This window comes from Leclercia sp. UBA1284 (assembly GCF_002308415.1).
Lineage (GTDB): Bacteria > Pseudomonadota > Gammaproteobacteria > Enterobacterales > Enterobacteriaceae > Enterobacter > Enterobacter pneumoniae.
The window spans coordinates 25980-47734 of sequence record NZ_DBUS01000007.1; the positions used below are offsets into that span (position 1 = coordinate 25980).

Here is a 21755-nt window from a genome sequence, read left to right on the forward strand (position 1 = left end):
GTTAAATCGTTCCAAATACCAGCAAAAACAGGCAAGCAAACACCGGAACGGCTGCTGTCAGGCTGTCTATACGATCCAGGATACCACCGTGCCCCGGAATCAGATGGCCACTGTCTTTAATCCCTGCTTCACGCTTGAACATGCTCTCGGTTAAATCGCCCAGCACGGAGGCCAGAGCCGCAATAATAGAGCAAACCAGCAATGTTAGCGGAGCCACCTCGAGGTTGGCCCAAACGCCATATCCCCAGGAGATAATCGCTGCGGTAAACAGCCCGCCGATGAACCCCTGCCAGGTCTTACCCGGTGACACTTTTGGTGCCAGTTTATGTTTGCCAAACAGTTTACCAAACATATAGGCACCGGAGTCAGCCCCCCAGACGAGAATCATCACATAAAGCAACCAGATTGCGCCGCTGTAGTGGTTATCGTCATAGTGCCAGGCTCGTAGCGCGAGCATTCCCCAAAAGAAGGGAACGATGGTGAAGAGCCCGAAAATCAGGCGCAGCGTTTTAGAGTTACGCCATAGCGCTGCCGACCCCGGATAGAAGAGCACCAGCAATAGCGCAGCCAGCCACCAGACCAGCGATAGCCACAGCGATCCCGCGACCAGAGGTTGATGGATATTATGATGATACTCCGGCAGCATAAACAGCATCAGCGCCAGAATCAGGCCGCAGAGTACCGCCAGCCATACCCGCTGTGAGCGCGAAGTAAAACCACTAAGTTGCCCCCATTCCCACGCTGCCAGCATACAGACAACCAGCGTAACAATGGCAAATCCCACCGGAGGCAATAGAAACAGCGCCGCGATGACAATGGGTATTAAAACAAAAGCAGAAATCAGGCGATACTTCAGCAAAAGCTACCCCCATCAGGCGTCGTCGCCACCAGGCTCGGTGCCACCGAAGCGACGCTCTCGATTGGCAAAGGCATGCAGCGCACCTTCAAAGTCTTGTTCGTCAAAATCGGGCCAAAGAACATCTGTGAAGTAAAGTTCGGCATAGGCAATTTGCCAAAGCAAAAAGTTACTAATGCGATGTTCTCCCCCTGTCCTAATTACTAAATCCACGGGAGAAAGTTCACTCATGCAGATTTGCTTGCTCAGCGCCTCTTCATCAATCTGGTCCGGCCGTAACAGCCCTTCCTGAACTTGTTCAGCCAAATGCTGAACGCCCTGGATAATATCCCACCGTCCACCATAATTCGCCGCGATATTCAGCGTCAGGCCGGTGTTTTGTCCGGTTAGCGCTTCCGCTTTACGAATGCGTTCTTGCAGACGTGCATTAAAACGACTGGTATCACCAATGACGCGCAGGCGAACGTTGTGGCGGTGAAGGCTTTTTACTTCGCTGTCTAGCGCCCACACAAACAATTCCATCAACGCGCTTACTTCCTGCGCCGGTCGATTCCAGTTTTCACTGCTGAAAGCATAGAGCGTTAACGCATCAATGCCGTTATTGGCGGCAAAAGAAACGGCACGGCGCACAGATTTCGCCCCAGCTTTATGCCCAAAGGCTCGGATCTTCCCTTGTCTTTTCGCCCAGCGGCCATTGCCATCCATGATGATTGCTACATGGCGACAGCCATGTGCTGGCAAGTTTTCGCTCATTGGTTGATTCGCAGACAACATAACGCGTTTTTAGTCCCTGAAAGGATTTAACGGTACTCAGGAATACTGAAGCCTTTACGTAAAAAAGCCGTGTTCAACCACGGCTGCCCCAATCACGATAAGCCAAATACGTGCGATTGGGTGGCGCAGACTATATCACTGAAGCCCAACGCTAACAAATAGCATGACCACTAGTGGCTGGTTTATCACCAGCTTGCGAGGTGGGTCACCGCTTTTTGCGCCACTACCCTTGCTTGCGCATCTACGGCCAGCACATCATCGACACTTTGCGGTTCGCGTAAATCCATCGTTTCAAGCACCCGCTGATTTAATTCGGCAATATCCGTGAAGCGGATCTGTTGCGCTAAAAACGCGGCCACCGCGATTTCATTGGCGGCATTAAGCGCCGTCGTTGCGGCCTGGCCTTGATCAAAAGCCTCCATTGCCAGTTTAAGGCAAGGGTAGCGTTGGTAATCAGGCGCATTAAACGTTAACGAACTTAATTTGCAAAAATCGAGCGGCTTCACACCAGAGACTACGCGATTTGGCCACGCCATCGTATGTGCGATAGGCGTACGCATATCCGGTTCGCCTAATTGCGCTAACACGCTGCCGTCCAGATAACGCACCATCGAGTGGATCACCGATTGCGGATGAATCAATACCTCCATCTGCTTTGCAGAGGCATTAAACAACCATCGGGCTTCAATGTATTCCAGACCTTTATTCATCATGGTGGCGGAATCGACGGAAATTTTACGTCCCATCGACCAGTTCGGATGACGGCAAGCCTGATCGGGCGTCATTGCGCTCAGATCGGACAAAGGCGTGTCGCGAAAAGGGCCACCAGACCCGGTAAGCAATATGGAGGAGACCCCATTTTGCTCCAGATCAGCGTACCCCAGGTTCTGTTGAAAAGGTTGCGGTAAACTCTGAAAAATCGCGTTATGTTCGCTATCCACCGGCAACAAGCTGGCGCCGTTCTGTTTCACCGCCTCCATGAACAACCGTCCACAGGTGACTAACGACTCTTTATTCGCCAGTAAAACCGTTTTACTGGCGTCAATTGCCGCAAGCGTAGGCAACAAGCCCGCCGCACCCACAATCGCCGCCATAACCTGATCGACGTCATCCAGCGCTGCCATTTCGCACGCCGCCTGCTGGCCACTCAACACCTCAGTGCGGCTCCCCTGCTCTGACAGCAGCCGTTTCACTTGACGTGCGCTCTCGTCATCATCCATCACCGCATAGCGGGGTGTGAATTCCAGACACTGTTCCACCATGCGCGAGACATTCTTCCCCGCCACCAGCGCAGTAACGCGGTAGTGTTCAGGATTATGGCGAACGACGTCGAGGGTGCTGCAACCAATGGAGCCGGTTGAGCCGAGAAGAGTTAATTGCTTCATGAGATGTCCGGAAATAGTGAAACCAGCAAAGCAAAACGCCGTCAGCAAAGCCATAAAGGCCTTCTGGACGGCGTTTTATCAGATTACGTCAGAAATCAGAACTGCATCAGTTCCGCTTCTTTGTCTGCCAGCGCCGCATCGACTTTTTTGATAGCAGCGTCAGTCAGCTTCTGAACATCGTCCTGAGAACGACGATCATCATCTTCACTGATCTCTTTTTCTTTCAGCAGGGCTTTCACTTTGTCGTTCGCATCACGACGTACGTTACGTACGGCGACACGCGCGCCTTCAGCTTCACCACGAACAACTTTGATCAGCTCTTTACGACGCTCTTCCGTCAGCGGAGGCAGCGGAACGCGGATATCAGTACCCGCAGAGCTTGGGTTCAGACCCAGGTCGGAGGCCATGATCGCTTTCTCAACGGCTGGACCCATAGAACGATCGAAGACGTTGATTTTCAGCGTACGGGTATCTTCTACCGTGACGCTCGCCAGCTGGCGCAGCGGAGTTGGCGTACCGTAGTATTCAACAACAATGCCATCCAGCAGGCTTGGGGAAGCACGACCGGTGCGCACTTTGCTGATTTGGTTTTTGAACGCTTCTACGCATTTGTCCATGCGCACTTCAGCATCTTTTCTGATATCGCTAATCACGTTACGGATCCTTGAAAACTTGTCTCAGGCAGACTATCCGCCAGCACGGCCTCACGGGCTGTGCTAAGTATAGTCGCGTTTAAATCATGACAGCGCCAAAGGCGCGTCCAGGTGAGAATTCACTACAAAGTAAAGCGGAATCTTACCTGTATTTGTCGCCGACGGAAATTATTCCGTGATCAAAGTGCCTTCTTTTTCGCCCATCACGACGCGACGCAGCGCGCCAGGCTTGTTCATGTTGAAGACACGAATCGGCAGTTTGTGGTCACGAGCCAGCGTGAAGGCGGCAAGATCCATTACTTTCAGCTCTTTATCCAGCACTTCGCTGTAAGTCAGCTGATCGTACATGGTAGCTGAAGGATCTTTTGCCGGATCGGCAGTAAACACGCCATCCACTTTGGTGGCTTTCAGCACCACATCGGCTTCGATTTCGATACCGCGCAGGCAGGCCGCGGAATCGGTAGTAAAGAACGGATTACCGGTACCGGCGGAGAGGATCACCACACGGTTGTTACGCAGCAGGCTAATCGCTTCTGCCCAGCTGTAATTGTCGCACACGCCATTCAGCGGAATCGCGGACATCAGGCGCGCGTTCACATAGGCGCGGTGCAGAGCGTCACGCATGGCCAGACCATTCATCACGGTAGCCAGCATTCCCATATGGTCGCCCACAACGCGGTTCATCCCCGCTTTCGCCAGACCAGCACCACGGAAAAGGTTACCACCGCCAATGACCACGCCAACCTGGATACCCAGTTCGACCAGTTCTTTGATTTCCTGTGCCATGCGGTCAAGGATGCTTGCGTCAATACCGAAGCCTTCTGATCCCTGCAGCGCTTCGCCACTCAGCTTAAGCAGAATGCGTTTGTACACGGGTTTTGCATTGGTAGCCATGTTTCTTTCCTGAGACTGTCAACGATTAAGATGGGGGTTAATTCTGGCGACATGTTAAGCCGCAAACCAGAACAGCGATACTAGAGCCAGTCTGATTTTATATGACGGGTGACAAAAAGAAGCCGCCCTCAGGCGGCTTCTTTTCGCTGATTAAGACTGCTTGGACATTGCAGCAACTTCTGCTGCGAAGTCAGTCTCAACTTTCTCAATGCCTTCGCCCACTTCGAAGCGGATGAAGCCAGTTACGTCAGCGTTGTGCTCTTTCAGCAGCTGAGCAACAGACTTGCTTGGGTCCATTACGAAAGGCTGACCAGTCAGAGAAACTTCGCCGGTGAATTTCTTCATGCGGCCTTCAACCATTTTCTCTGCGATCTCTTTTGGCTTACCAGACTGCATCGCGATGTCCAGCTGAACCTGGTACTCTTTCTCTACCACTTCAGCAGACACGTCTTCTGGCTTAACGAATTCTGGTTTGCTTGCAGCGATGTGCATTGCCAGCTGTTTAACCAGCTCTTCGTCAGCGCCTTTAGCCGCAACCAGAACACCGATACGTGCGCCGTGCTGGTAAGAACCCAGTACTTCGCCTTCCAGAGAAGAAACGCGACGGATGTTGATGTTCTCACCGATTTTAGCAACCAGCGCAACACGCTCTTCTTCGAACTGAGCTTTCAGCACTTCAACGTCAGTGATTTTGCCAGCAACAGCTGCGTCCAGTACTTTGTTCGCAAATGCCTGGAAACCGCCATCTTTAGCAACGAAGTCAGTCTGGCAGTTAACTTCCAGAATGATGCCGTAGGTGCCGTCGATTTTGGTGATGATCACGCCGTCAGCAGCAACGTTGCCTGCTTTTTTAGCTGCTTTGATCGCACCGGATTTACGCATGTTTTCGATTGCCAGCTCGATGTCGCCGTTCGCTTCAGTCAGCGCTTTTTTGCAATCCATCATGCCTGCGCCAGTACGCTCACGCAGCTCTTTTACCAGGGATGCGGTAATTTCAGCCATTCTTAAATCCTCGGGAGATGTGAACTGCCCGGCCGGAGGCCAAACAGTATAAATTGAAAAAAGGGGCCGGTAATGGGCCCCTATTCATACACGGTACTAATAAGGGGTAAAACCTTATTATTCAGCTTCTACGAAGCTTTCTTCCGCCTGAGAAGCCAGATCCTGGGAACGGCCTTCACGAACGGTAGTAGCTACAGCGCTCAGGTACAGGCTAACAGCACGGATTGCGTCGTCGTTACCCGGGATAACGAAGTCAACACCGTCCGGATCGGAGTTGGTATCAACGATAGCGAATACCGGGATACCCAGGTTGTTAGCTTCTTTGATTGCGATGTGCTCGTGGTCTGCATCGATTACGAACAGCGCGTCTGGCAGGCCGCCCATATCTTTGATACCGCCCAGGCTGTTTTCCAGCTTGTCCAGTTCACGAGTGCGCATCAGCGCTTCTTTCTTAGTCAGCTTGTCGAAAGTACCGTCCTGAGACTGAGTTTCCAGATCTTTCAGGCGTTTGATTGACTGACGAACGGTTTTCCAGTTGGTCAGCATGCCGCCCAACCAGCGATGGTTCACGAAGAACTGGTCGCAGCTGTTAGCAGCATCTTTCACAGCTTCGCTTGCAGCGCGCTTAGTACCAACGAACAGAATCTTACCTTTACGGGAAGCAATCTTGTTCAGCTCAGCCAGGGCTTCGTTGAACATTGGTACAGTTTTCTCAAGGTTGATGATGTGAACTTTGTTACGTGCGCCGAAGATGAAAGGCTTCATTTTCGGGTTCCAGTAACGGGTCTGGTGACCGAAGTGAACACCAGCCTTGAGCATGTCGCGCATGGAAACAGTTGCCATGTTTAAAACCTCTATATTAAAAGTTGGGGTTATGCCTCCACGTATCCCATATTACCGACCCCAAAGGGCACCCCGGAATATGTGCCGATACGTGTGTGTTATTACACAAAGTGAGATTTGTCGCTTCCGTCCACCCTGTGTATCTGAGATGGATCGGAAGTCCGGCGCGCTTTATACCACAAAACGCCACCAGAAACCAACTGTTGTTGGCCGTGCGTGCTGCTTCTGATTCTCAATTTGGCAGGCAGTACGCCTGACTGATACCATTGACAGCACTCAGACTAGTATTGTCGAAAAAATCGACACCGATGGACAGATTACATGGCTATCTCTATTAAGACACCTGAAGAAATTGAAAAGATGCGCGTTGCCGGTCGTCTGGCCGCCGAAGTGCTGGAAATGATCGAGCCGTTCGTCAAACCGGGCGTGAGCACCGGCGAACTGGACCGTATCTGTAATGATTATATCGTGAACGAGCAGCACGCGGTCTCCGCCTGCCTCGGCTATCACGGTTTCCCGAAATCCGTCTGCATCTCTATTAATGAAGTGGTGTGTCACGGTATTCCGGACGATGAAAAACTGCTGAAAGATGGCGACATCGTCAATATCGATGTGACCGTGATTAAAGACGAGTACCACGGCGACACCTCAAAAATGTTCATCGTCGGTAAGCCGACGATTCAGGGCGAACGCCTGTGCCGTATTACCCAGGAGAGCCTCTACCTGGCGCTGAAAATGGTGAAGCCTGGTATTCGCCTGCGCACTATCGGTGCGGCCATTCAGAAATTCGTTGAAGCGGAAGGTTTCTCTGTGGTTCGCGAGTATTGCGGTCACGGTATTGGCCGCGTCTTCCACGAAGAGCCGCAGGTGCTGCATTACGATGCTGACGACGGCGGCGTGGTGCTGCAAAAAGGGATGACGTTTACCATTGAGCCGATGGTTAACGCCGGTGACTACCGTATCCGCACCATGAAAGATGGCTGGACGGTGAAAACCAAAGACAGAAGCTTGTCTGCGCAGTACGAGCATACTATTGTGGTGACAGATAACGGCTGCGAAATAATGACGTTACGCAAGGATGACACCATCCCGGCGATACTCTCGCACAACGAATGATAAGAAGCCGGCAAATGCCGGCTTTTTTAATGGCTATCATATTTTCTTATGGGTGGCGCGCTATGAGTAACCTTTTACCCGAACAGTATGCCAACACGGCACTCCCCACCCTGCCCGGCCAGCCGGATAACCCCGGCGTCTGGCCGAAGACAGATCTCACCTGTGCCGACATTAAAGCGCATATCGACACATTCCAGCACTGGCTGGGTGAAGCATTCGACAGCGGGATCTCTGCCGAATCACTCATCGAAGCGCGCACTGAATTTATTGATCAGCTGTTACAGCGCTTGTGGATTGATTATGGCTTTGGCCAAATTAGCGACGTGGCGCTGGTTGCGGTGGGCGGTTATGGCCGCGGCGAACTGCATCCCCTGTCGGATATCGACCTGTTAATCCTGAGCCGTAAAAAGCTGCCCGACGATCAGGCGCAAAAAATTGGTGAGCTGTTGACGCTGCTGTGGGACGTGAAGCTGGAAGTGGGCCACAGCGTGCGCACCCTGGAAGAGTGTCTGCTCGAGGGCTTAGCGGATCTTACCGTCGCCACCAACCTGATTGAGACTCGCCTCCTGATCGGCGACGTCGCGCTATTTCTGGAGCTGCAAAAACACATTTTCAGCGACGGATTCTGGCCTTCAGAAAAATTCTTTGCCGCCAAGGTCGACGAACAGCAGGTACGTCACCAGCGTTATCACGGCACCAGTTATAACCTGGAGCCGGATATTAAAAGCAGCCCCGGCGGCCTGCGCGATATCCACACCCTGCAATGGGTCGCTCGTCGCCATTTCGGGGCCACCTCGCTCGATGAGATGGTCGGCTTTGGTTTTTTAACTCCCGCCGAACGTATTGAGCTGAATGAGTGTCTGCACCTGCTTTGGCGTATCCGCTTCGCGCTGCATCTGGAAATCACACGCTACGATAACCGTCTGCTGTTCGACAGGCAGCTTAGCGTCGCCCAGCGCCTGAACTATAGCGGCGAAGGGAACGAGCCGGTAGAACAGATGATGAAAGACTTCTACCGCGTCACCCGTCGCGTCACCGAGCTGAATCAAATGCTGCTCCAGCTGTTTGATGAAGCCATTCTGGCGCTCACCGCCGATGAAAAACCGCGCCCCATTGACGACGATTTCCAATTGCGCGGCACGCTTATCGACCTGCGCGACGAAACGCTTTTTATCCGTGAGCCAGAAGCGATCCTGCGGATGTTTTATACCATGGTGCGTAACAGCACGATTACCGGGATCTACTCTACGACTCTGCGCCATCTGCGCCACGCTCGGCGTCACCTTCGCCAGCCGCTGTGCTACATCCCGGAAGCCCGCTCGCTGTTTCTTAGCATGCTTCGCCATCCGGGTGCCGTGAAACGCGGGCTACTGCCCATGCACCGCCACAGCGTGCTCTGGGCCTATATGCCCCAGTGGTCACATATTGTCGGACAGATGCAGTTCGATCTTTTTCATGCCTACACCGTGGATGAACACACCATTCGCGTATTGCTGAAGCTGGAAAGCTTCGCCCGGGAAGAGACCCGGAGCCAGCATCCGCTCTGCGTAGAGCTCTGGCCGCGCCTGAACCATCCGGAACTGATCCTTATTGCCGCCCTGTTCCATGATATTGCCAAAGGCCGGGGCGGAGACCACTCCGTGCTGGGTGCGCAAGACATACTGAAATTCGCCGAGCTTCACGGACTTAATTCACGCGAAACGCAGCTGGTCGCCTGGCTGGTTCGCCATCACCTGTTGATGTCGGTCACCGCGCAACGGCGAGATATCCAGGATCCGGAGGTGATCAAGCAGTTTGCCGAAGAGGTACAGACTGAGAATCGTCTGCGCTTCCTGGTGTGCCTGACGGTAGCTGATATCTGCGCTACCAATGAATCCTTATGGAATAGCTGGAAGCAGAGTTTGCTTCGCGAGCTCTACTTTGCCACGGAGAAACAGCTACGACGCGGGATGCAGAATACGCCAGACATGCGTGAACGCGTGCGCCACCATCAGCTACAGGCGTTGGCGTTATTGCGCATGGAGAGTATTAATGAAGAGGCGCTGCACCAGATCTGGGCGCGGTGTCGCGCTAATTACTTTGTGCGTCATACGCCAAATCAACTGGCATGGCACGCGCGACATCTGTTGAAGCACGACCTCACCAAACCGCTCATTCTGCTTAGCCCACAGGCCACGCGCGGCGGAACGGAGATCTTTATCTGGAGCCCGGACAGACCATATCTGTTCGCTGCGGTCTGTGCCGAGCTGGATAGACGTAATTTGAGCGTGCACGACGCACAGATTTTTACCACCCGCGACGGTATGGCGATGGACACCTTTATCGTGCTGGAGCCGGACGGCAGCCCGCTGGCGTCAGACCGCCACGAGCCGATCCGCTTCGGACTGGAGCAGGCGATCACCCAGAGCAGTTGGCAGCCGCCGCAGCCGCGTCGCCAGCCGGCAAAACTGCGTCACTTTACCGTGGACACCGAGGTTAATTTCCTGCCAACCCATACCGATCGCAAATCATTTATGGAGCTCATTGCGCTGGATCAGCCAGGGTTGTTGGCACGGGTCGGGCAGATCTTTGCCGACCTCGGTATTTCGCTCCACGGTGCCAGAATTACGACAATCGGTGAGCGAGTAGAAGATTTATTTATAATCGCCACCGCCGACCGGCGTGGCCTTAATAATGACCTGCAACTTGAAGTGCAACAACGGTTGACAGCAGCCCTCAATCCAAACGATAAAGGGTGACGTGTTTTTTAGTGAAATGGAAAGAGTAAACAATGCAGCAGTTACAGAACGTTATTGAGTCCGCCTTTGAGCGTCGCGCCGAGATCACTCCGGCAAATGTGGATACCGTAACCCGCGAAGCGGTTAACCAGGTGATTTCTTTGCTGGATTCCGGCGCGCTGCGTGTGGCAGAAAAAATCGACGGTCAGTGGGTCACTCACCAGTGGCTGAAGAAAGCCGTGCTGCTCTCTTTCCGTATCAACGATAACCAGGTTATTGACGGCGCAGAAAGCCGCTACTTCGATAAAGTCCCGATGAAATTCGCCGATTACGACGAAGCGCGCTTCCAGAAAGAGGGTTTCCGCGTAGTGCCGCCAGCCGCTGTTCGCCAGGGCGCCTTTATCGCACGTAACACTGTACTGATGCCGTCCTATGTGAACATCGGTGCGTACGTTGATGAAGGCACCATGGTAGATACCTGGGCGACCGTGGGCTCTTGTGCCCAGATCGGTAAAAACGTTCACCTTTCTGGTGGCGTAGGCATCGGTGGCGTTCTGGAGCCGCTGCAGGCTAACCCAACCATCATCGAAGACAACTGCTTCATCGGCGCACGCTCCGAAGTGGTTGAAGGCGTTATCGTTGAAGAAGGCTCGGTGATCTCCATGGGCGTTTACATCGGCCAGAGCACCCGTATTTACGATCGTGAAACCGGCGAAGTGCACTACGGCCGTGTACCAGCGGGCTCCGTAGTGGTCTCCGGCAACCTGCCTTCGAAAGATGGCAAATACAGCCTGTACTGCGCGGTGATCGTGAAGAAAGTCGATGCGAAAACCCGTGGCAAAGTCGGCATCAACGAACTGCTGCGTACCATCGATTAATCAGGTATAACAAAAAGCGGGGGCTACCCCGCTTTTTTTGTATCTGCTGGTGGCGAGAATAGATTTTTTCGTTAATTATTCATAGGTTATGTTGAGATCAAGGGTACCGCTATGTACGATAATCTAAAAAGTCTGGGCATTACCAATCCTGATGAAATTGATCGTTACAGCCTCCGGCAGGAAGCCAACAACGATATCCTGAAAATCTATTTCCACAAGGATAAGGGCGAGTTCTTCGCCAAGAGCGTGAAGTTCAAATACCCACGTCAACGTAAAACCGTTGTGGCGGATGGCGTTGGTCAGGGTTACAAAGAAGTGCAGGAGATCAGCCCGAATCTGCGCTATGTGATCGATGAACTCGATCAGATTTGCCAGCGCGATCGCACCGAAGTCGATCTCAAGCGTAAGATACTCGACGATCTTCGCCACCTGGAGAGCGTGGTCACCAACAAGATCAGTGAAATCGAAGCGGATCTTGAGAAGCTGACCCGTAATAAATAATACCGGGTGCGGTCAAACCTTTAAAACGGCAACCTGGTTGCCGTTTTGCTTTGCGTTATCTCTGCTCATCCAGCTGCAATGCCACATACAGCAACAGTCTGTCGTCAAAATTCCCCAGGTCCAGCCCCGTCAGCTCCGAGATACGGTTAAGACGATACTCCAGCGTATTACGGTGAATAAACAACGCCCGGGAAGTCGCCAGCGGTTGCACGTTGTGACGGAACCATGCCTGTAACGTACGGCGCAAAAGCCCATTGTTGTCCATCGCCTTCAGACGCGTCAGCGGGCGGGCCAGTTCATTCGCCTGCCAGCCCCCGCGCAGACTGTCGAGCAGTACCGGTAGCATCAAATCCTGGTAGAAATAGCTGCGGCTCTCGGGCATCCGCTGTTTCCCAACCATCATGGTAGTCCGCGCAGTACGCCAGGAGCGGGCAATGCTGCCCGGGCCGGTGAAGTAGTTTCCCAGCGCCACGCGAAAACGCAGTTGCCCGTTCTCTTTCATACGGGCAATAAGCTGCTCCACCCGACGGCGATGATCTTCGGCATCCCAGCGTCCAAACTGATTGAGCGCCGGTTTTAGCACCACCATCTCCGTTAACGAAACAATCGCGACGAGGTTGTTGCGCTCTGGCGTCGCCAGCGCGTTTTGCAGTTGCTGCAGTTCAACCATGGCACTGTCTACGCCCAGCTGACCGCTGTCGACCTCAATCACCGCGACCACGCGCGGTTGATTCAGATCGATACCCAGACGCTGGGCCCATTCGGTTAGCGCCGGGGTGTGTTCTTCAGCCTGAATCAGGTTCATCACCAGCTCTTCACGCAGACGACTATCCTGAGCCAGCAGGTGCATCAGGCGGGATTGTTCCAGCATCATCTCGGCGGTCATGCACACCAGCTCGCCATACTTGCGCAATGACTCTGGCTCGCCGGTCAGCCCGATAACGCCAACAATTTCTCCTTCCAGACGCAGCGGCAGGTTAATACCCTGTCGCACGCCGTGCAGATGGCGGGCCACCGCATCGTCGATGTCCACCACGCGCCCCTGAGAAAGCACCAGCAGTGCGCCTTCGTGCAATTCCCCAATACGCTCACGATCGCCGCTGCCTATGATCCGCCCGCGGGCATCCATAACGTTGATGTTCGTATCAATAATGCGCATCGTTCGTGCCACGATATCCTGCGCCATTTTGGTATCAAGATGCCAGCCAGCCATGTCGTCCTCCTCTGAGCAGAGCTCAAGCATAGGGAAGTTCAACCGGGGCTGCATTGTGCGAATGCACAAAAACGGGGGGAGATGTATGGACTTGTGGAAAGGGTCACAGAAAGAGGAAAAGCCCCTGCATCACCGGACGCAGGGGCTCTGGAGATTACTGCATTAACAAATAGAGAGAGGTGTCGCCACGCTGGATATTCAGCGCCAGCACCGAAGGTTTGCTGTCGAGAATTTTGCGCAACTCAGCGATGTTTTTCACCGGCTGCTGGTTAGCGCCCATAATCACGTCACCTTTCTTCAGGCCAATGCGCGCAGCCGGAGAGTTGGCTTTCACGTTACTCACCACCACGCCTTTATCTTGCCCTTTATTGCTCATCTCAGCGCCTTCGATGCCGCTGAAGATAGAGCTGGAATCGACCTGGCTCTGGCTGCTCTGCTGCAGTTCCAGGGTCACGTTGACCGGCTTACCTTCACGCAACAGGCCCAGCGAGACTTTACTGCCAACTGGCATAGAGCCCACTTCCGCACGCAGCGCGGCAAAGCTGCTTACTGGCTTGCCGTTCAGGGTAGTAATAACGTCACCCGCTTTAATACCGGCTTTCGCAGCGGAAGAGTTCGGCATCACCTGGCTGACAAAGGCACCGCGCTGAGCATCGACTTTCATCGCTTTCGCCAGTTCCGAGTTCAGCTCAGTCCCCATAATCCCCAGTTCGCCGCGTTTCACCTGGCCAAACTCAACCATCTGACTGGTCAGGTTTTTAACCATGTTGCTCGGAATAGCAAAGCCGATACCGATATTGCCGCCGTCCGGGGCCAGAATCGCGGTGTTGATACCGATCAGTTCACCATTCAGATTGACCAGCGCACCGCCGGAGTTACCGCGGTTAATCGCCGCATCGGTCTGGATGAAGTTTTCATAGTTTTCTGCATTGAGGCCGCTACGACCCAGCGCGGAGACAATACCAGAAGTAACTGTCTCGCCAAGGCCGAATGGGTTACCGATTGCTACCGTATAGTCACCCACCCGCAGAGCATCTGAATCGGCAAGCTTAATCGCCGTCAGGTTTTTCGGATCCTGAATCTGGATCAGGGCGATATCGGAGCGCGGATCTTTACCCACCACTTTGGCGTCAAACTTACGGCCATCGCTCATCTGCACTTTAATGCTGTTGGCGTTATCCACCACGTGGTTGTTTGTCACGACGTAGCCTTTAGCCGCATCGATGATGACACCGGAACCCAGTGCCATGAATTTTTGCTGCGGCGCTGCGCCGTCACCGCCGCCCTGACCGCCCTGGCAGAATGGCGAACTCTGGAACGGCGAACCATCCTGACAGAACGGCGAGTTGTCGCCGAAGAATTGCTGGAAGTTACGCGGCATACGCGGGGTGTTTACCGCGGTGCTGCCTTCAACGTTAATGCTCACCACCGATGGCATCACCTTTTCCAGCATCGGTGCCAGGCTTGGCATCTGCTGGGCGGTGGTTGCCGAAGCGGTCTCTGCAGCTGATGCAGAAAGTGGAGACAACGCCAATCCTAAACTCAACGCTAATGCACTCATTGCTAATGTGGTTTTTTTCATCTTTCTCAATCTCGATTTGCCAGTAACGCACAATTGCTGTGTACATGAGATTCGTTTTATAGCGCGAAGTTCCAGTATTACGATCTCAGGAAAAGTAAAAATTTATTGGCCATCTTTACAAAACTCACGCTTTATTCAACCGCCATTAAACGGCGATATTCATCCCAGGCATATAGGTCTGTCATGCCGCTGATATAATCCTGAATCAGGCGACAACGATAATAGTATTCATATACTGGCCAGTCTAACGCCTGTCGATCATATTTCCCGACGGCCTCAATGTAGGCCAGTCGATGACGGGTGGAGAGTTTCTGAAATAAACGTGATTCGATAGGTAAACGTCGTACCCGCTCTTTTTCTACCAGCTCGCTAAACTCATCGGTCGATAATTGCAATAAGGGACGATAGATCTCCAGCAAACCGCTAATAACGCGGTATCCCTGTAATTCGAGCTGTTCAACATCCGGGTGACTAAATACATGGCGAAGTGCAACATTTTTATACAAATCAAGTAATTGACTAAAATCACTGCCATCTTCAAGCAGAGCCTGATTAAAGTCGCCGCGATAAATCATCGGCAAATTATCAATAAAGCGGTTTGCCGCATAGGGCACCAGCTTATTAAGTGTATTGACGCGCAAATACATAAAGAACTGATCTTCAGCGCTGCGCCGCAGTGAATTCGCGCGCGATTTCTCCCAGGCGTTTTCTACAACCTGAGAAAATAGCGATCCTTTTTCATGCGTCCCCCAGGCGTCATAAAGATGCTGATAAAGCTCCTCTACGCTGAAGATTCTTTTTTCAACCGCATCCTCCAGGTCGGCCACGCAGTAGGAGATATCGTCCGCAGCCTCCATAATCCAGGTCAATGGAAAACGACCATGAGGCGTCAGCGACAACTCTTTACGCAACCGTTCGATATAGGCCTCTTCCGAGAGGTAATAGCCAGGCTTTTTCATCAAATAATGATGGCTGGCAGGAGGTTCTCCTTGCCACCAGGCTGGACGCGTATATTTTAAAATACAGCCCACCTGGGCCCAGGTGAGGTTCATGCGCATCAGAGAGTGCACCAGGCGTATCCCCTGCGCGTTACCCTCAAAATGACAGAGATCCTGGCGTACCTTGCGCCGCAGTTCATTCAGCGCCTCTTCGCCCTCCCGCAGGCGCAGGTCGCGCACAATACAGCGATCCTCGCTCAGCGGTTGGCTGGCGGCATCCGACGGGAACAAACGCTGGCGGAACCAGTCGTTGATAGCGGCCTCACCAAAATGGCCAAACGGCGGGTTACCGATATCGTGCATCAGACAGGCCATCTCAACGATGCTTTCGAACGGCCCCGTCAGTTCATCCAGACCGTAGGCCTCCAGCAGACGCTGCTCTTTGAGGCGGCTTAACACCTCTTTCGCGATGTAGCGGCCAACCTGCTGGACCTCCATTGAATGGGTGAGACGCGTACGCACGGCAGCGTTACGTTCGAGGGGAAAAACCTGCGTTTTTTGTTGCAGTCGGCGGATTGCCGCTGAGTTGATAATGCGCCCGCGATCGCTTTCGAAGATCCGCAGGATCTCATGTTCGCTTTTATGACCTTGCGGCGAGCGGTAACGCCGATGCCAGTTAATTTTGTTGCGAAAATCGATATGTGACATGTGCTCTCCCGCGCGGAAAATGCGTTTCCCCTGAAGCGCATGATAGACTATGCCTCTAATCATGGCACATCGCGAGTAAATCTATGAAAATCGGTATTATTGGAGCAATGGAAGAAGAAGTTACGCTGCTGCGTGACAAAATTGAGAACCGTCAGACCCTCACCCTGGGCGGCTGCGAGATCTATACCGGCCTGCTGAACGGAACTGAAGTTGCTCTGCTGAAATCCGGTATTGGTAAAGTGGCGGCCGCGCTGGGCACAACGCTGCTGTTAGAGTGCTGCAAGCCGGACGTGATTATCAATACTGGCTCCGCTGGCGGCCTGGCGCCAACTCTGACAGTGGGCGATATCGTCGTCTCTGATGAAGCGCGTTATCACGATGCCGACGTCACCGCCTTTGGTTACGAGCTGGGTCAACTCCCTGGCTGCCCGGCAGGCTTCAAGGCCAATGAGAAGCTGGTTACCGCAGCAGAAAACTGCATCGCTGAGCTGAACCTGAACGCGGTACGTGGCCTGATTGTCAGCGGCGATGCCTTCATCAACGGCTCCGTCTCCCTGGCGAAGATCCGCCATAACTTCCCACAGGCGATTGCCGTGGAGATGGAAGCGACCGCTATTGCCCATGTTTGTCATAACTTTAAGGTGCCGTTTGTGGTGGTTCGCGCCATCTCCGACGTGGCCGATCAGCAATCTCACCTGAGTTTCGATGAGTTCCTCGTCGTGGCGGCTAAGCAGTCCAGCCTGATGGTTGAGACCCTGGTGCAGAAACTGGCGCGTGGTTAAGTCGCTATACAGGGCGCTGTTCGCCCTGCTTCTGCTCACACCGGCGTGGCTGAATGCTGCGCCGCGTGTTATTACCCTCTCCCCTGCCAATACCGAGCTGGCCTTTGCCGCTGGCATCACGCCGGTTGGCGTAAGTAGCTATTCCGACTATCCGCCCGCCGCGAAAACTATCGAGCAGGTTGCCACCTGGCAGGGGATGAACGTCGAACGCATTGTGGCGCTAAAACCGGATCTGGTGCTGGCCTGGCGCGGAGGGAATGCCGAGAGGCAGATCAATCAACTATCCTCCCTGGGCATTAAGGTCGTCTGGGTTGACGCCATCAGTATCGAACAGGTCGCGCAAGCGATTCGCGATCTCGCCCCCTACAGTCCAGCGCCGCAAAAAGCGGAACGCGCAGCCCAACAAATGCTGGATGACTATCAGGCGTTAAAAGCGAAATACAACACGCCATCGCGCAAACGCGTCTTCTTACAGTTCGGCAGCCAGCCCCTGTTTACCACGGGTGCCGGATCACTGCAGCACCAGGTTCTGGAGCTGTGTGGCGGGGAGAATATCTTCGCTGAAAGCCGGGTGCCCTGGCCGCAGGTGAGCCGCGAACAGGTGTTGATGCGCCATCCTCAGGCGATTGTCGTTGCCGGTGGGGCAGGCGAAATTCCCAAAATCGAGCAATACTGGCATAGCCAGCTAAAAATACCCGTGATTCCACTCACCAGCGACTGGTTTGAGCGTGCAGGCCCGCGTATTATCCTCGCCGCAAAACAACTCTGTTCTGCGCTGGCGCAGAGTCATTAATCACTTTCGGGGATTTAACGATGCTCGTTTACTGGCTGGATATTCTCGGTACAGCCGTTTTTGCGATTTCCGGCGTTCTGCTGGCCGGTAAATTACGCATGGACCCGTTTGGCGTTCTGGTGTTAGGGGTGGTTACAGCCGTGGGCGGTGGCACTATCCGCGATATGGCGCTCGATCATGGTCCGGTATTCTGGGTGAAAGATCCTACCGACCTGGTGGTGGCAATGGTTACCTGCCTGCTTACCATCGTACTGGTGCGTCAGCCGCGACGTCTACCGAAGTGGATTCTGCCCGTGCTGGATGCCGTGGGGCTGGCGGTCTTCGTCGGCATTGGCGTGAACAAAGCCTTTATGGCAGGAACCGGTCCGATGGTCGCTATCTGCATGGGTGTATTGACCGGAGTCGGTGGCGGGATTATTCGCGATATTCTGGCCCGCGAGGTGCCCATGATTTTGCGCACTGAAATTTACGCCACAGCCTGTATCGTTGGCGGCATCGTTCACGCCACCGCCTGGTATACCTTTGGCATGCCGCTTGAAAGCGCTGCCATGCTAGGGATGGTGGTCACCTTGACCATTCGTCTGGCGGCTATTCGCTGGCACCTGAAGCTACCTACTTTTGCGCTGGACGAAAACGGGCGCTGAAAAGCAAAACGGCAACCCTGAGGTTGCCGTTTTTGTCTTCTGCACCGTGCAATTTTAGATGCTGAAGGAGGAGCCGCACCCGCAGGTGCTCTTGGCGTTCGGGTTAGTTACCACGAAACGGGAGCCTTCCAGGCCTTCGGTGTAGTCCACCGCACCACCCACCAGATATTGCAGGCTCATCGGGTCGACCACCAGGGCCACGCCCTGCTTTTCAATGGTCATATCGCCATCGTTAATCTGATCGTCAAAGGTAAATCCATACTGGAAGCCGCTACAACCGCCACCGGTAATATAAACACGCAATTTCAGCGCCGGGTTATCTTCATCGGCGATCAGGTCTTTTACTTTTTTAGCTGCTGCTTCAGTAAATTGCAGCGGCAGCGCGATGTCATCACTCATTTTATGCTCCCATGAATACTGCTATCGGGTTAAAAATCACCCAATTCTTGTTGTCATTATCTAATACCCTGGTATAGCAATCAAGTATTCTGCTCTGCCTCTTGCTTCGCCAGTGTGCGCGCAAGAATGGTGGAGTATAGCGGTTTACCGCCCAGGAATTGGGCTAATAGTGTCGCGCCGAGGCAGGTAATGATCATTGGCAAAATGAGCTGATAGTTGTCGGTCATCTCCAGCACCAGCACAATGCCGGTCAGAGGTGCGCGTAAAGAGGCCGCCAGCAACGCCCCCATTCCAGCAATGGCAAAGGTCCCGGCATCAAGGTGATACGCCGGAAATCCAGCCGCAGCGGCCATGCCAAAGGCGGTACCCAACAGCGTGCCCAGCGCCAGCATGGGCGCAAAAATTCCGCCAGGCGCGCCTGACGAAAAACATAACACCGTGGTAACGACGCGGGAGAGAAACATAAACAGCAGCAGGCCGATGCTGAAATTACCGGCGGCCGCAATCGGGATTAAGCCAAAACCGCCACCTGCAGCATTCGGTTCGATAAACCCCAGGATACCGCATATCCCCCCGAGCAGGCCGCCAACCAGCACCCATTTGGTGGTGTTTCCACCATGGATACGCTGGAACATATCCTGCGCCCGCAATATCAGCGTATTAAAAAGCGGCCCGACGATGCCAAAAATCATCCCCAACACCAGATAGAGCCACAGCGTATTCACCGGCGCGTTGGTCAGCTTGCCCACCTCTATCACCGCCCCTTCGCCATTGAAGATACGAAAGACGATGCTCGACATAATCACGCCGGTAAAGACCGCCTTAATGGAGATCAGGTTGTAACGAAACTGGGCGCGCATCTCTTCAATGATAAATAAGATGCCTGCCAGCGGCGCATTAAACGCGGCGCTAAGGCCTGCCGCAGCCCCGGTAGCCAACAGGGTATGACGTGCTTCCGGGCTACGCATGCGAAAAATATCACCCACCATGCGCCCCACGTTCCCGCCCAGTTGAACCGTGGGCCCTTCTCGCCCAAGCACCATACCGGCACCGAGCGTTCCCATACCGCCGATAAACTTGACGGGCAGTACGCGCCACCAGCGCACCGGGCGCAGCTCTTCGAGCGCGCCTTCAATTTCCGGAATGCCCGACCCCCCCGCTTCAGGGGCAAACTTACGCACCAGGAAATAACCTGTCGCCGCCAGAAGCGCGGACAGCCCAAAGGCCAGGCCCCACACCAGCCAGCTGCGATCGGCATAGCTTGCAACGGTGCCAATACGCCAGTTCAGCACTATGTTGACCGCTTTTTCGAAAGCGACGCCGACGAACCCTGCCAGGGTTCCCACCACCGCAGCGGCAAGCAGGATCGCCAAAGGCGTTTTATCACGGTTAAGCAAGCGGCGTATGCTGATACGCTGCCGGGCACGTGCCAGCTGCTGTTGTTCAAAAGAGGGAGTATCTGTTTTCATGGTCTGTTCTTTTTGATCATACAAATAGCCGGAAGGATTCTACCAGACGTATCCCGTCTGGCCTGCAAAAGTGCTGAATAAAATCGCAAATGAATGTGGCTAAAATTTTATATCCTCGATCATTCGAGCTGCCGGGTAAAAACGCCAGAGGCGAGGCCAGGGATGTGCAAGTTGGAAAGCCACCCCACAAGCAACTTGAAGTATCACGGGTATATAACCTTCCGCGAATCACTTAGAATAGTGTGCTTAATCATTTTATACGAACCAGGAACGACGCCATGAGCAAGTCAGAAACGCTTTACAGCGCTGCCCGCGAACTTATCCCGGGTGGTGTTAACTCCCCAGTACGCGCTTTTACCGGCGTAGGCGGTACGCCGCTGTTTATTGAACGTGCGGACGGCGCATACCTGTACGATGTGGATGGTAAAGCCTATATCGACTACGTCGGCTCGTGGGGCCCGATGGTGCTGGGACACAACCACCCGACCATTCGCAACGCGGTGATTGAAGCTGCCCAGCGCGGCTTAAGCTTCGGCGCCCCGACCGAAATGGAGGTCAAAATGGCCGCCCTGGTCACCGAGTTGGTTCCGACCATGGATATGGTGCGTATGGTGAACTCTGGTACCGAAGCGACCATGAGCGCAATCCGCCTGGCGCGTGGCTTTACTGGTCGCGACAAGATCATCAAATTTGAAGGTTGTTACCACGGCCACGCTGACTGCCTGCTGGTCAAAGCCGGTTCCGGTGCCCTGACTCTCGGTCAGCCGAACTCGCCGGGCGTTCCGGCGGATTTCGCGAAGCATACCCTGACCTGCACCTATAACGATCTCGACTCCGTGCGCGCGGCCTTTGAGCAATACCCGCAGGAGATCGCCTGTATCATCGTAGAGCCTGTTGCCGGCAATATGAACTGCATTCCACCGCAGCCTGAATTCCTGCCTGGCCTGCGTGCCCTGTGCGACGAGTTTAATGCCCTGCTGATCATCGATGAAGTGATGACCGGTTTCCGTGTCGCATTAGCGGGTGCCCAGTCTTACTACAACGTGGTGCCAGACCTGACCTGCCTCGGTAAAATCATCGGCGGCGGTATGCCGGTAGGGGCCTTTGGTGGCCGTAAAGAGGTGATGGATGCGCTGGCACCTACCGGACCGGTCTACCAGGCGGGCACGCTTTCCGGCAACCCGATTGCGATGGCGGCGGGCTTTGCCTGCCTGACCGAAGTGGCCCAGCCGGGTGTTCATGAGACCCTGAGCGACCTGACTACGCAGTTGGCAAACGGCCTGCTGGAAGCGGCACAAGAAGCCGGTATTCCGCTGGTGGTAAACCATGTGGGCGGCATGTTCGGCCTCTTCTTTACCGATGCCGCAACCGTGACCTGCTATCAGGATGTTGTGAAGTGCGACGTGGAGCGTTTCAAACGTTTCTTCCACCTGATGCTGGAAGAGGGGGTCTACCTGGCGCCGTCGGCGTTTGAGGCGGGCTTTATGTCAGTTGCGCATAGCGTTGAGGATATCAATAACACCATTGATGCGGCGCGCAGAGTGTTCGCGAAGCTCTAAGGGCCTGATGCCCTCACCCTGGCCCTCTCCCACGGGGAGAGGGAACAAA

Annotated in this window: 20 protein-coding genes; 8 read left to right on the forward strand and 12 right to left on the reverse strand. The window is 54.0% G+C overall.

Features of this window, described 5'->3' with window-relative positions; all coding sequences use genetic code 11:
• Nucleotide 1: 1 nt before the first annotated feature.
• The 7 genes from cdsA to rpsB form a co-directional block, all read right to left on the reverse strand.
• Nucleotides 2-859: a phosphatidate cytidylyltransferase gene (gene cdsA, locus B3511_RS14885; protein WP_040077091.1), complete on the reverse strand. Its 858-nt coding sequence runs from the start codon at nucleotides 857-859 to the stop codon at nucleotides 2-4.
• Between the two features lie 12 nt (nucleotides 860-871).
• Nucleotides 872-1630: a (2E,6E)-farnesyl-diphosphate-specific ditrans,polycis-undecaprenyl-diphosphate synthase gene (gene ispU / locus B3511_RS14890; protein ID WP_040077092.1), complete on the reverse strand. Its 759-nt coding sequence runs from the start codon at nucleotides 1628-1630 to the stop codon at nucleotides 872-874.
• Between the two features lie 185 nt (nucleotides 1631-1815).
• Nucleotides 1816-3015, reverse strand: a complete 1200-nt coding sequence (gene ispC, locus B3511_RS14895; RefSeq protein ID WP_286783693.1) for a 1-deoxy-D-xylulose-5-phosphate reductoisomerase — start codon at nucleotides 3013-3015, stop codon at nucleotides 1816-1818.
• Nucleotides 3016-3110: 95 nt separating this feature from the next.
• Complete coding sequence (gene frr, locus B3511_RS14900; protein ID WP_040077093.1) at nucleotides 3111-3668, reverse strand: ribosome recycling factor; 558 nt, start codon at nucleotides 3666-3668, stop codon at nucleotides 3111-3113.
• Nucleotides 3669-3836: 168 nt separating this feature from the next.
• On the reverse strand, nucleotides 3837-4562 hold the full coding sequence (pyrH, locus tag B3511_RS14905; RefSeq protein WP_004098747.1) for a UMP kinase: 726 nt from the start codon (nucleotides 4560-4562) through the stop codon (nucleotides 3837-3839).
• Between the two features lie 150 nt (nucleotides 4563-4712).
• On the reverse strand, nucleotides 4713-5564 hold the full coding sequence (tsf, locus tag B3511_RS14910; protein WP_028015579.1) for a translation elongation factor Ts: 852 nt from the start codon (nucleotides 5562-5564) through the stop codon (nucleotides 4713-4715).
• Nucleotides 5565-5681: 117 nt separating this feature from the next.
• On the reverse strand, nucleotides 5682-6407 hold the full coding sequence (gene rpsB, locus B3511_RS14915; protein WP_040077096.1) for a 30S ribosomal protein S2: 726 nt from the start codon (nucleotides 6405-6407) through the stop codon (nucleotides 5682-5684).
• 321 nt (nucleotides 6408-6728) lie between these two features.
• On the opposite strand from rpsB, the gene map reads away from it, so the two are divergent.
• The 4 genes from map (at nucleotide 6729) to B3511_RS14935 (ending at nucleotide 11619) form a co-directional block, all read left to right on the forward strand.
• Nucleotides 6729-7523, forward strand: a complete 795-nt coding sequence (map, locus tag B3511_RS14920) for a type I methionyl aminopeptidase (protein WP_040077097.1) — start codon at nucleotides 6729-6731, stop codon at nucleotides 7521-7523.
• Nucleotides 7524-7585: 62 nt separating this feature from the next.
• The gene (gene glnD, locus B3511_RS14925) at nucleotides 7586-10261 is read left to right on the forward strand and encodes a bifunctional uridylyltransferase/uridylyl-removing protein GlnD (protein ID WP_207293027.1); all 2676 of its coding nucleotides are present in this window, start codon (nucleotides 7586-7588) and stop codon (nucleotides 10259-10261) included.
• 32 nt (nucleotides 10262-10293) lie between these two features.
• Nucleotides 10294-11118, forward strand: coding sequence for a 2,3,4,5-tetrahydropyridine-2,6-dicarboxylate N-succinyltransferase (dapD, locus tag B3511_RS14930; RefSeq protein ID WP_008501915.1), 825 nt, complete (start codon nucleotides 10294-10296; stop codon nucleotides 11116-11118).
• A 111-nt stretch (nucleotides 11119-11229) separates the two neighbouring features.
• Nucleotides 11230-11619 (forward strand): DUF3461 family protein, encoded by a 390-nt coding sequence (locus B3511_RS14935; protein WP_008501916.1) that lies wholly within the window; start codon nucleotides 11230-11232, stop codon nucleotides 11617-11619.
• Between the two features lie 55 nt (nucleotides 11620-11674).
• On the opposite strand, the gene cdaR is transcribed toward B3511_RS14935, so the two are convergent.
• The 3 genes from cdaR to dgt all read right to left on the reverse strand — a co-directional run bounded on the left by cdaR (nucleotide 11675) and on the right by dgt (nucleotide 16060).
• Nucleotides 11675-12832, reverse strand: a complete 1158-nt coding sequence (cdaR, locus tag B3511_RS14940; RefSeq protein ID WP_040077098.1) for a DNA-binding transcriptional regulator CdaR — start codon at nucleotides 12830-12832, stop codon at nucleotides 11675-11677.
• A gap of 154 nt (nucleotides 12833-12986) precedes the next feature.
• The gene (gene degP / locus B3511_RS14945) at nucleotides 12987-14414 is read right to left on the reverse strand and encodes a serine endoprotease DegP (protein WP_040077099.1); all 1428 of its coding nucleotides are present in this window, start codon (nucleotides 14412-14414) and stop codon (nucleotides 12987-12989) included.
• A 131-nt stretch (nucleotides 14415-14545) separates the two neighbouring features.
• A complete protein-coding gene (gene dgt, locus B3511_RS14950; protein ID WP_046884953.1) occupies nucleotides 14546-16060 on the reverse strand; it encodes a dGTPase in 1515 nt (504 codons plus the stop codon).
• 83 nt (nucleotides 16061-16143) lie between these two features.
• Between dgt and mtnN the strand changes: the two genes are divergently transcribed.
• From mtnN to B3511_RS14965, 3 genes are read left to right on the forward strand one after another with little or no spacing between them, the layout of a single operon-like run.
• Nucleotides 16144-16842, forward strand: a complete 699-nt coding sequence (mtnN, locus tag B3511_RS14955) for a 5'-methylthioadenosine/S-adenosylhomocysteine nucleosidase (protein WP_286783694.1) — start codon at nucleotides 16144-16146, stop codon at nucleotides 16840-16842.
• Nucleotides 16835-17635: a vitamin B12 ABC transporter substrate-binding protein BtuF gene (gene btuF, locus B3511_RS14960; RefSeq protein WP_286783695.1), complete on the forward strand. Its 801-nt coding sequence runs from the start codon at nucleotides 16835-16837 to the stop codon at nucleotides 17633-17635. Before mtnN ends, btuF begins: the two co-directional genes overlap by 8 nt.
• Nucleotides 17636-17655: 20 nt before the next feature.
• Nucleotides 17656-18279: a TRIC cation channel family protein gene (locus B3511_RS14965; protein WP_040077103.1), complete on the forward strand. Its 624-nt coding sequence runs from the start codon at nucleotides 17656-17658 to the stop codon at nucleotides 18277-18279.
• Nucleotides 18280-18333: 54 nt separating this feature from the next.
• Here B3511_RS14965 and erpA read toward each other — a convergent pair whose 3' ends face one another.
• Nucleotides 18334-18678, reverse strand: a complete 345-nt coding sequence (gene erpA, locus B3511_RS14970) for an iron-sulfur cluster insertion protein ErpA (protein ID WP_040077104.1) — start codon at nucleotides 18676-18678, stop codon at nucleotides 18334-18336.
• A gap of 80 nt (nucleotides 18679-18758) precedes the next feature.
• Nucleotides 18759-20147: a H(+)/Cl(-) exchange transporter ClcA gene (gene clcA, locus B3511_RS14975; protein WP_046884956.1), complete on the reverse strand. Its 1389-nt coding sequence runs from the start codon at nucleotides 20145-20147 to the stop codon at nucleotides 18759-18761.
• A gap of 278 nt (nucleotides 20148-20425) precedes the next feature.
• Between clcA and hemL the strand changes: the two genes are divergently transcribed.
• The gene (gene hemL / locus B3511_RS14980; protein WP_040077106.1) at nucleotides 20426-21706 is read left to right on the forward strand and encodes a glutamate-1-semialdehyde 2,1-aminomutase; all 1281 of its coding nucleotides are present in this window, start codon (nucleotides 20426-20428) and stop codon (nucleotides 21704-21706) included.
• Nucleotides 21707-21755 lie beyond the last annotated feature (49 nt).

What these genes read in the sequence shown, in the direction of transcription:
- map (WP_040077097.1), top strand. Translation starts at nt 6,729, where the DNA reads ATGGCTATCTCTATTAAGACACCTGAAGAAATTGAAAAGATGCGCGTT.
- B3511_RS14965 (WP_040077103.1), top strand. Translation starts at nt 17,656, where the DNA reads ATGCTCGTTTACTGGCTGGATATTCTCGGTACAGCCGTTTTTGCGATT.
- erpA (WP_040077104.1), bottom strand. Translation starts at nt 18,678, where the DNA reads ATGAGTGATGACATCGCGCTGCCGCTGCAATTTACTGAAGCAGCAGCT.
- tsf (WP_028015579.1), bottom strand. Translation starts at nt 5,564, where the DNA reads ATGGCTGAAATTACCGCATCCCTGGTAAAAGAGCTGCGTGAGCGTACT.
- glnD (WP_207293027.1), top strand. Translation starts at nt 7,586, where the DNA reads ATGAGTAACCTTTTACCCGAACAGTATGCCAACACGGCACTCCCCACC.
- ispU (WP_040077092.1), bottom strand. Translation starts at nt 1,630, where the DNA reads ATGTTGTCTGCGAATCAACCAATGAGCGAAAACTTGCCAGCACATGGC.
- ispC (WP_286783693.1), bottom strand. Translation starts at nt 3,015, where the DNA reads ATGAAGCAATTAACTCTTCTCGGCTCAACCGGCTCCATTGGTTGCAGC.
- hemL (WP_040077106.1), top strand. Translation starts at nt 20,426, where the DNA reads ATGAGCAAGTCAGAAACGCTTTACAGCGCTGCCCGCGAACTTATCCCG.
- clcA (WP_046884956.1), bottom strand. Translation starts at nt 20,147, where the DNA reads ATGAAAACAGATACTCCCTCTTTTGAACAACAGCAGCTGGCACGTGCC.
- cdaR (WP_040077098.1), bottom strand. Translation starts at nt 12,832, where the DNA reads ATGGCTGGCTGGCATCTTGATACCAAAATGGCGCAGGATATCGTGGCA.
- degP (WP_040077099.1), bottom strand. Translation starts at nt 14,414, where the DNA reads ATGAAAAAAACCACATTAGCAATGAGTGCATTAGCGTTGAGTTTAGGA.
- B3511_RS14935 (WP_008501916.1), top strand. Translation starts at nt 11,230, where the DNA reads ATGTACGATAATCTAAAAAGTCTGGGCATTACCAATCCTGATGAAATT.
- dapD (WP_008501915.1), top strand. Translation starts at nt 10,294, where the DNA reads ATGCAGCAGTTACAGAACGTTATTGAGTCCGCCTTTGAGCGTCGCGCC.
- rpsB (WP_040077096.1), bottom strand. Translation starts at nt 6,407, where the DNA reads ATGGCAACTGTTTCCATGCGCGACATGCTCAAGGCTGGTGTTCACTTC.
- dgt (WP_046884953.1), bottom strand. Translation starts at nt 16,060, where the DNA reads ATGTCACATATCGATTTTCGCAACAAAATTAACTGGCATCGGCGTTAC.
- mtnN (WP_286783694.1), top strand. Translation starts at nt 16,144, where the DNA reads ATGAAAATCGGTATTATTGGAGCAATGGAAGAAGAAGTTACGCTGCTG.
- pyrH (WP_004098747.1), bottom strand. Translation starts at nt 4,562, where the DNA reads ATGGCTACCAATGCAAAACCCGTGTACAAACGCATTCTGCTTAAGCTG.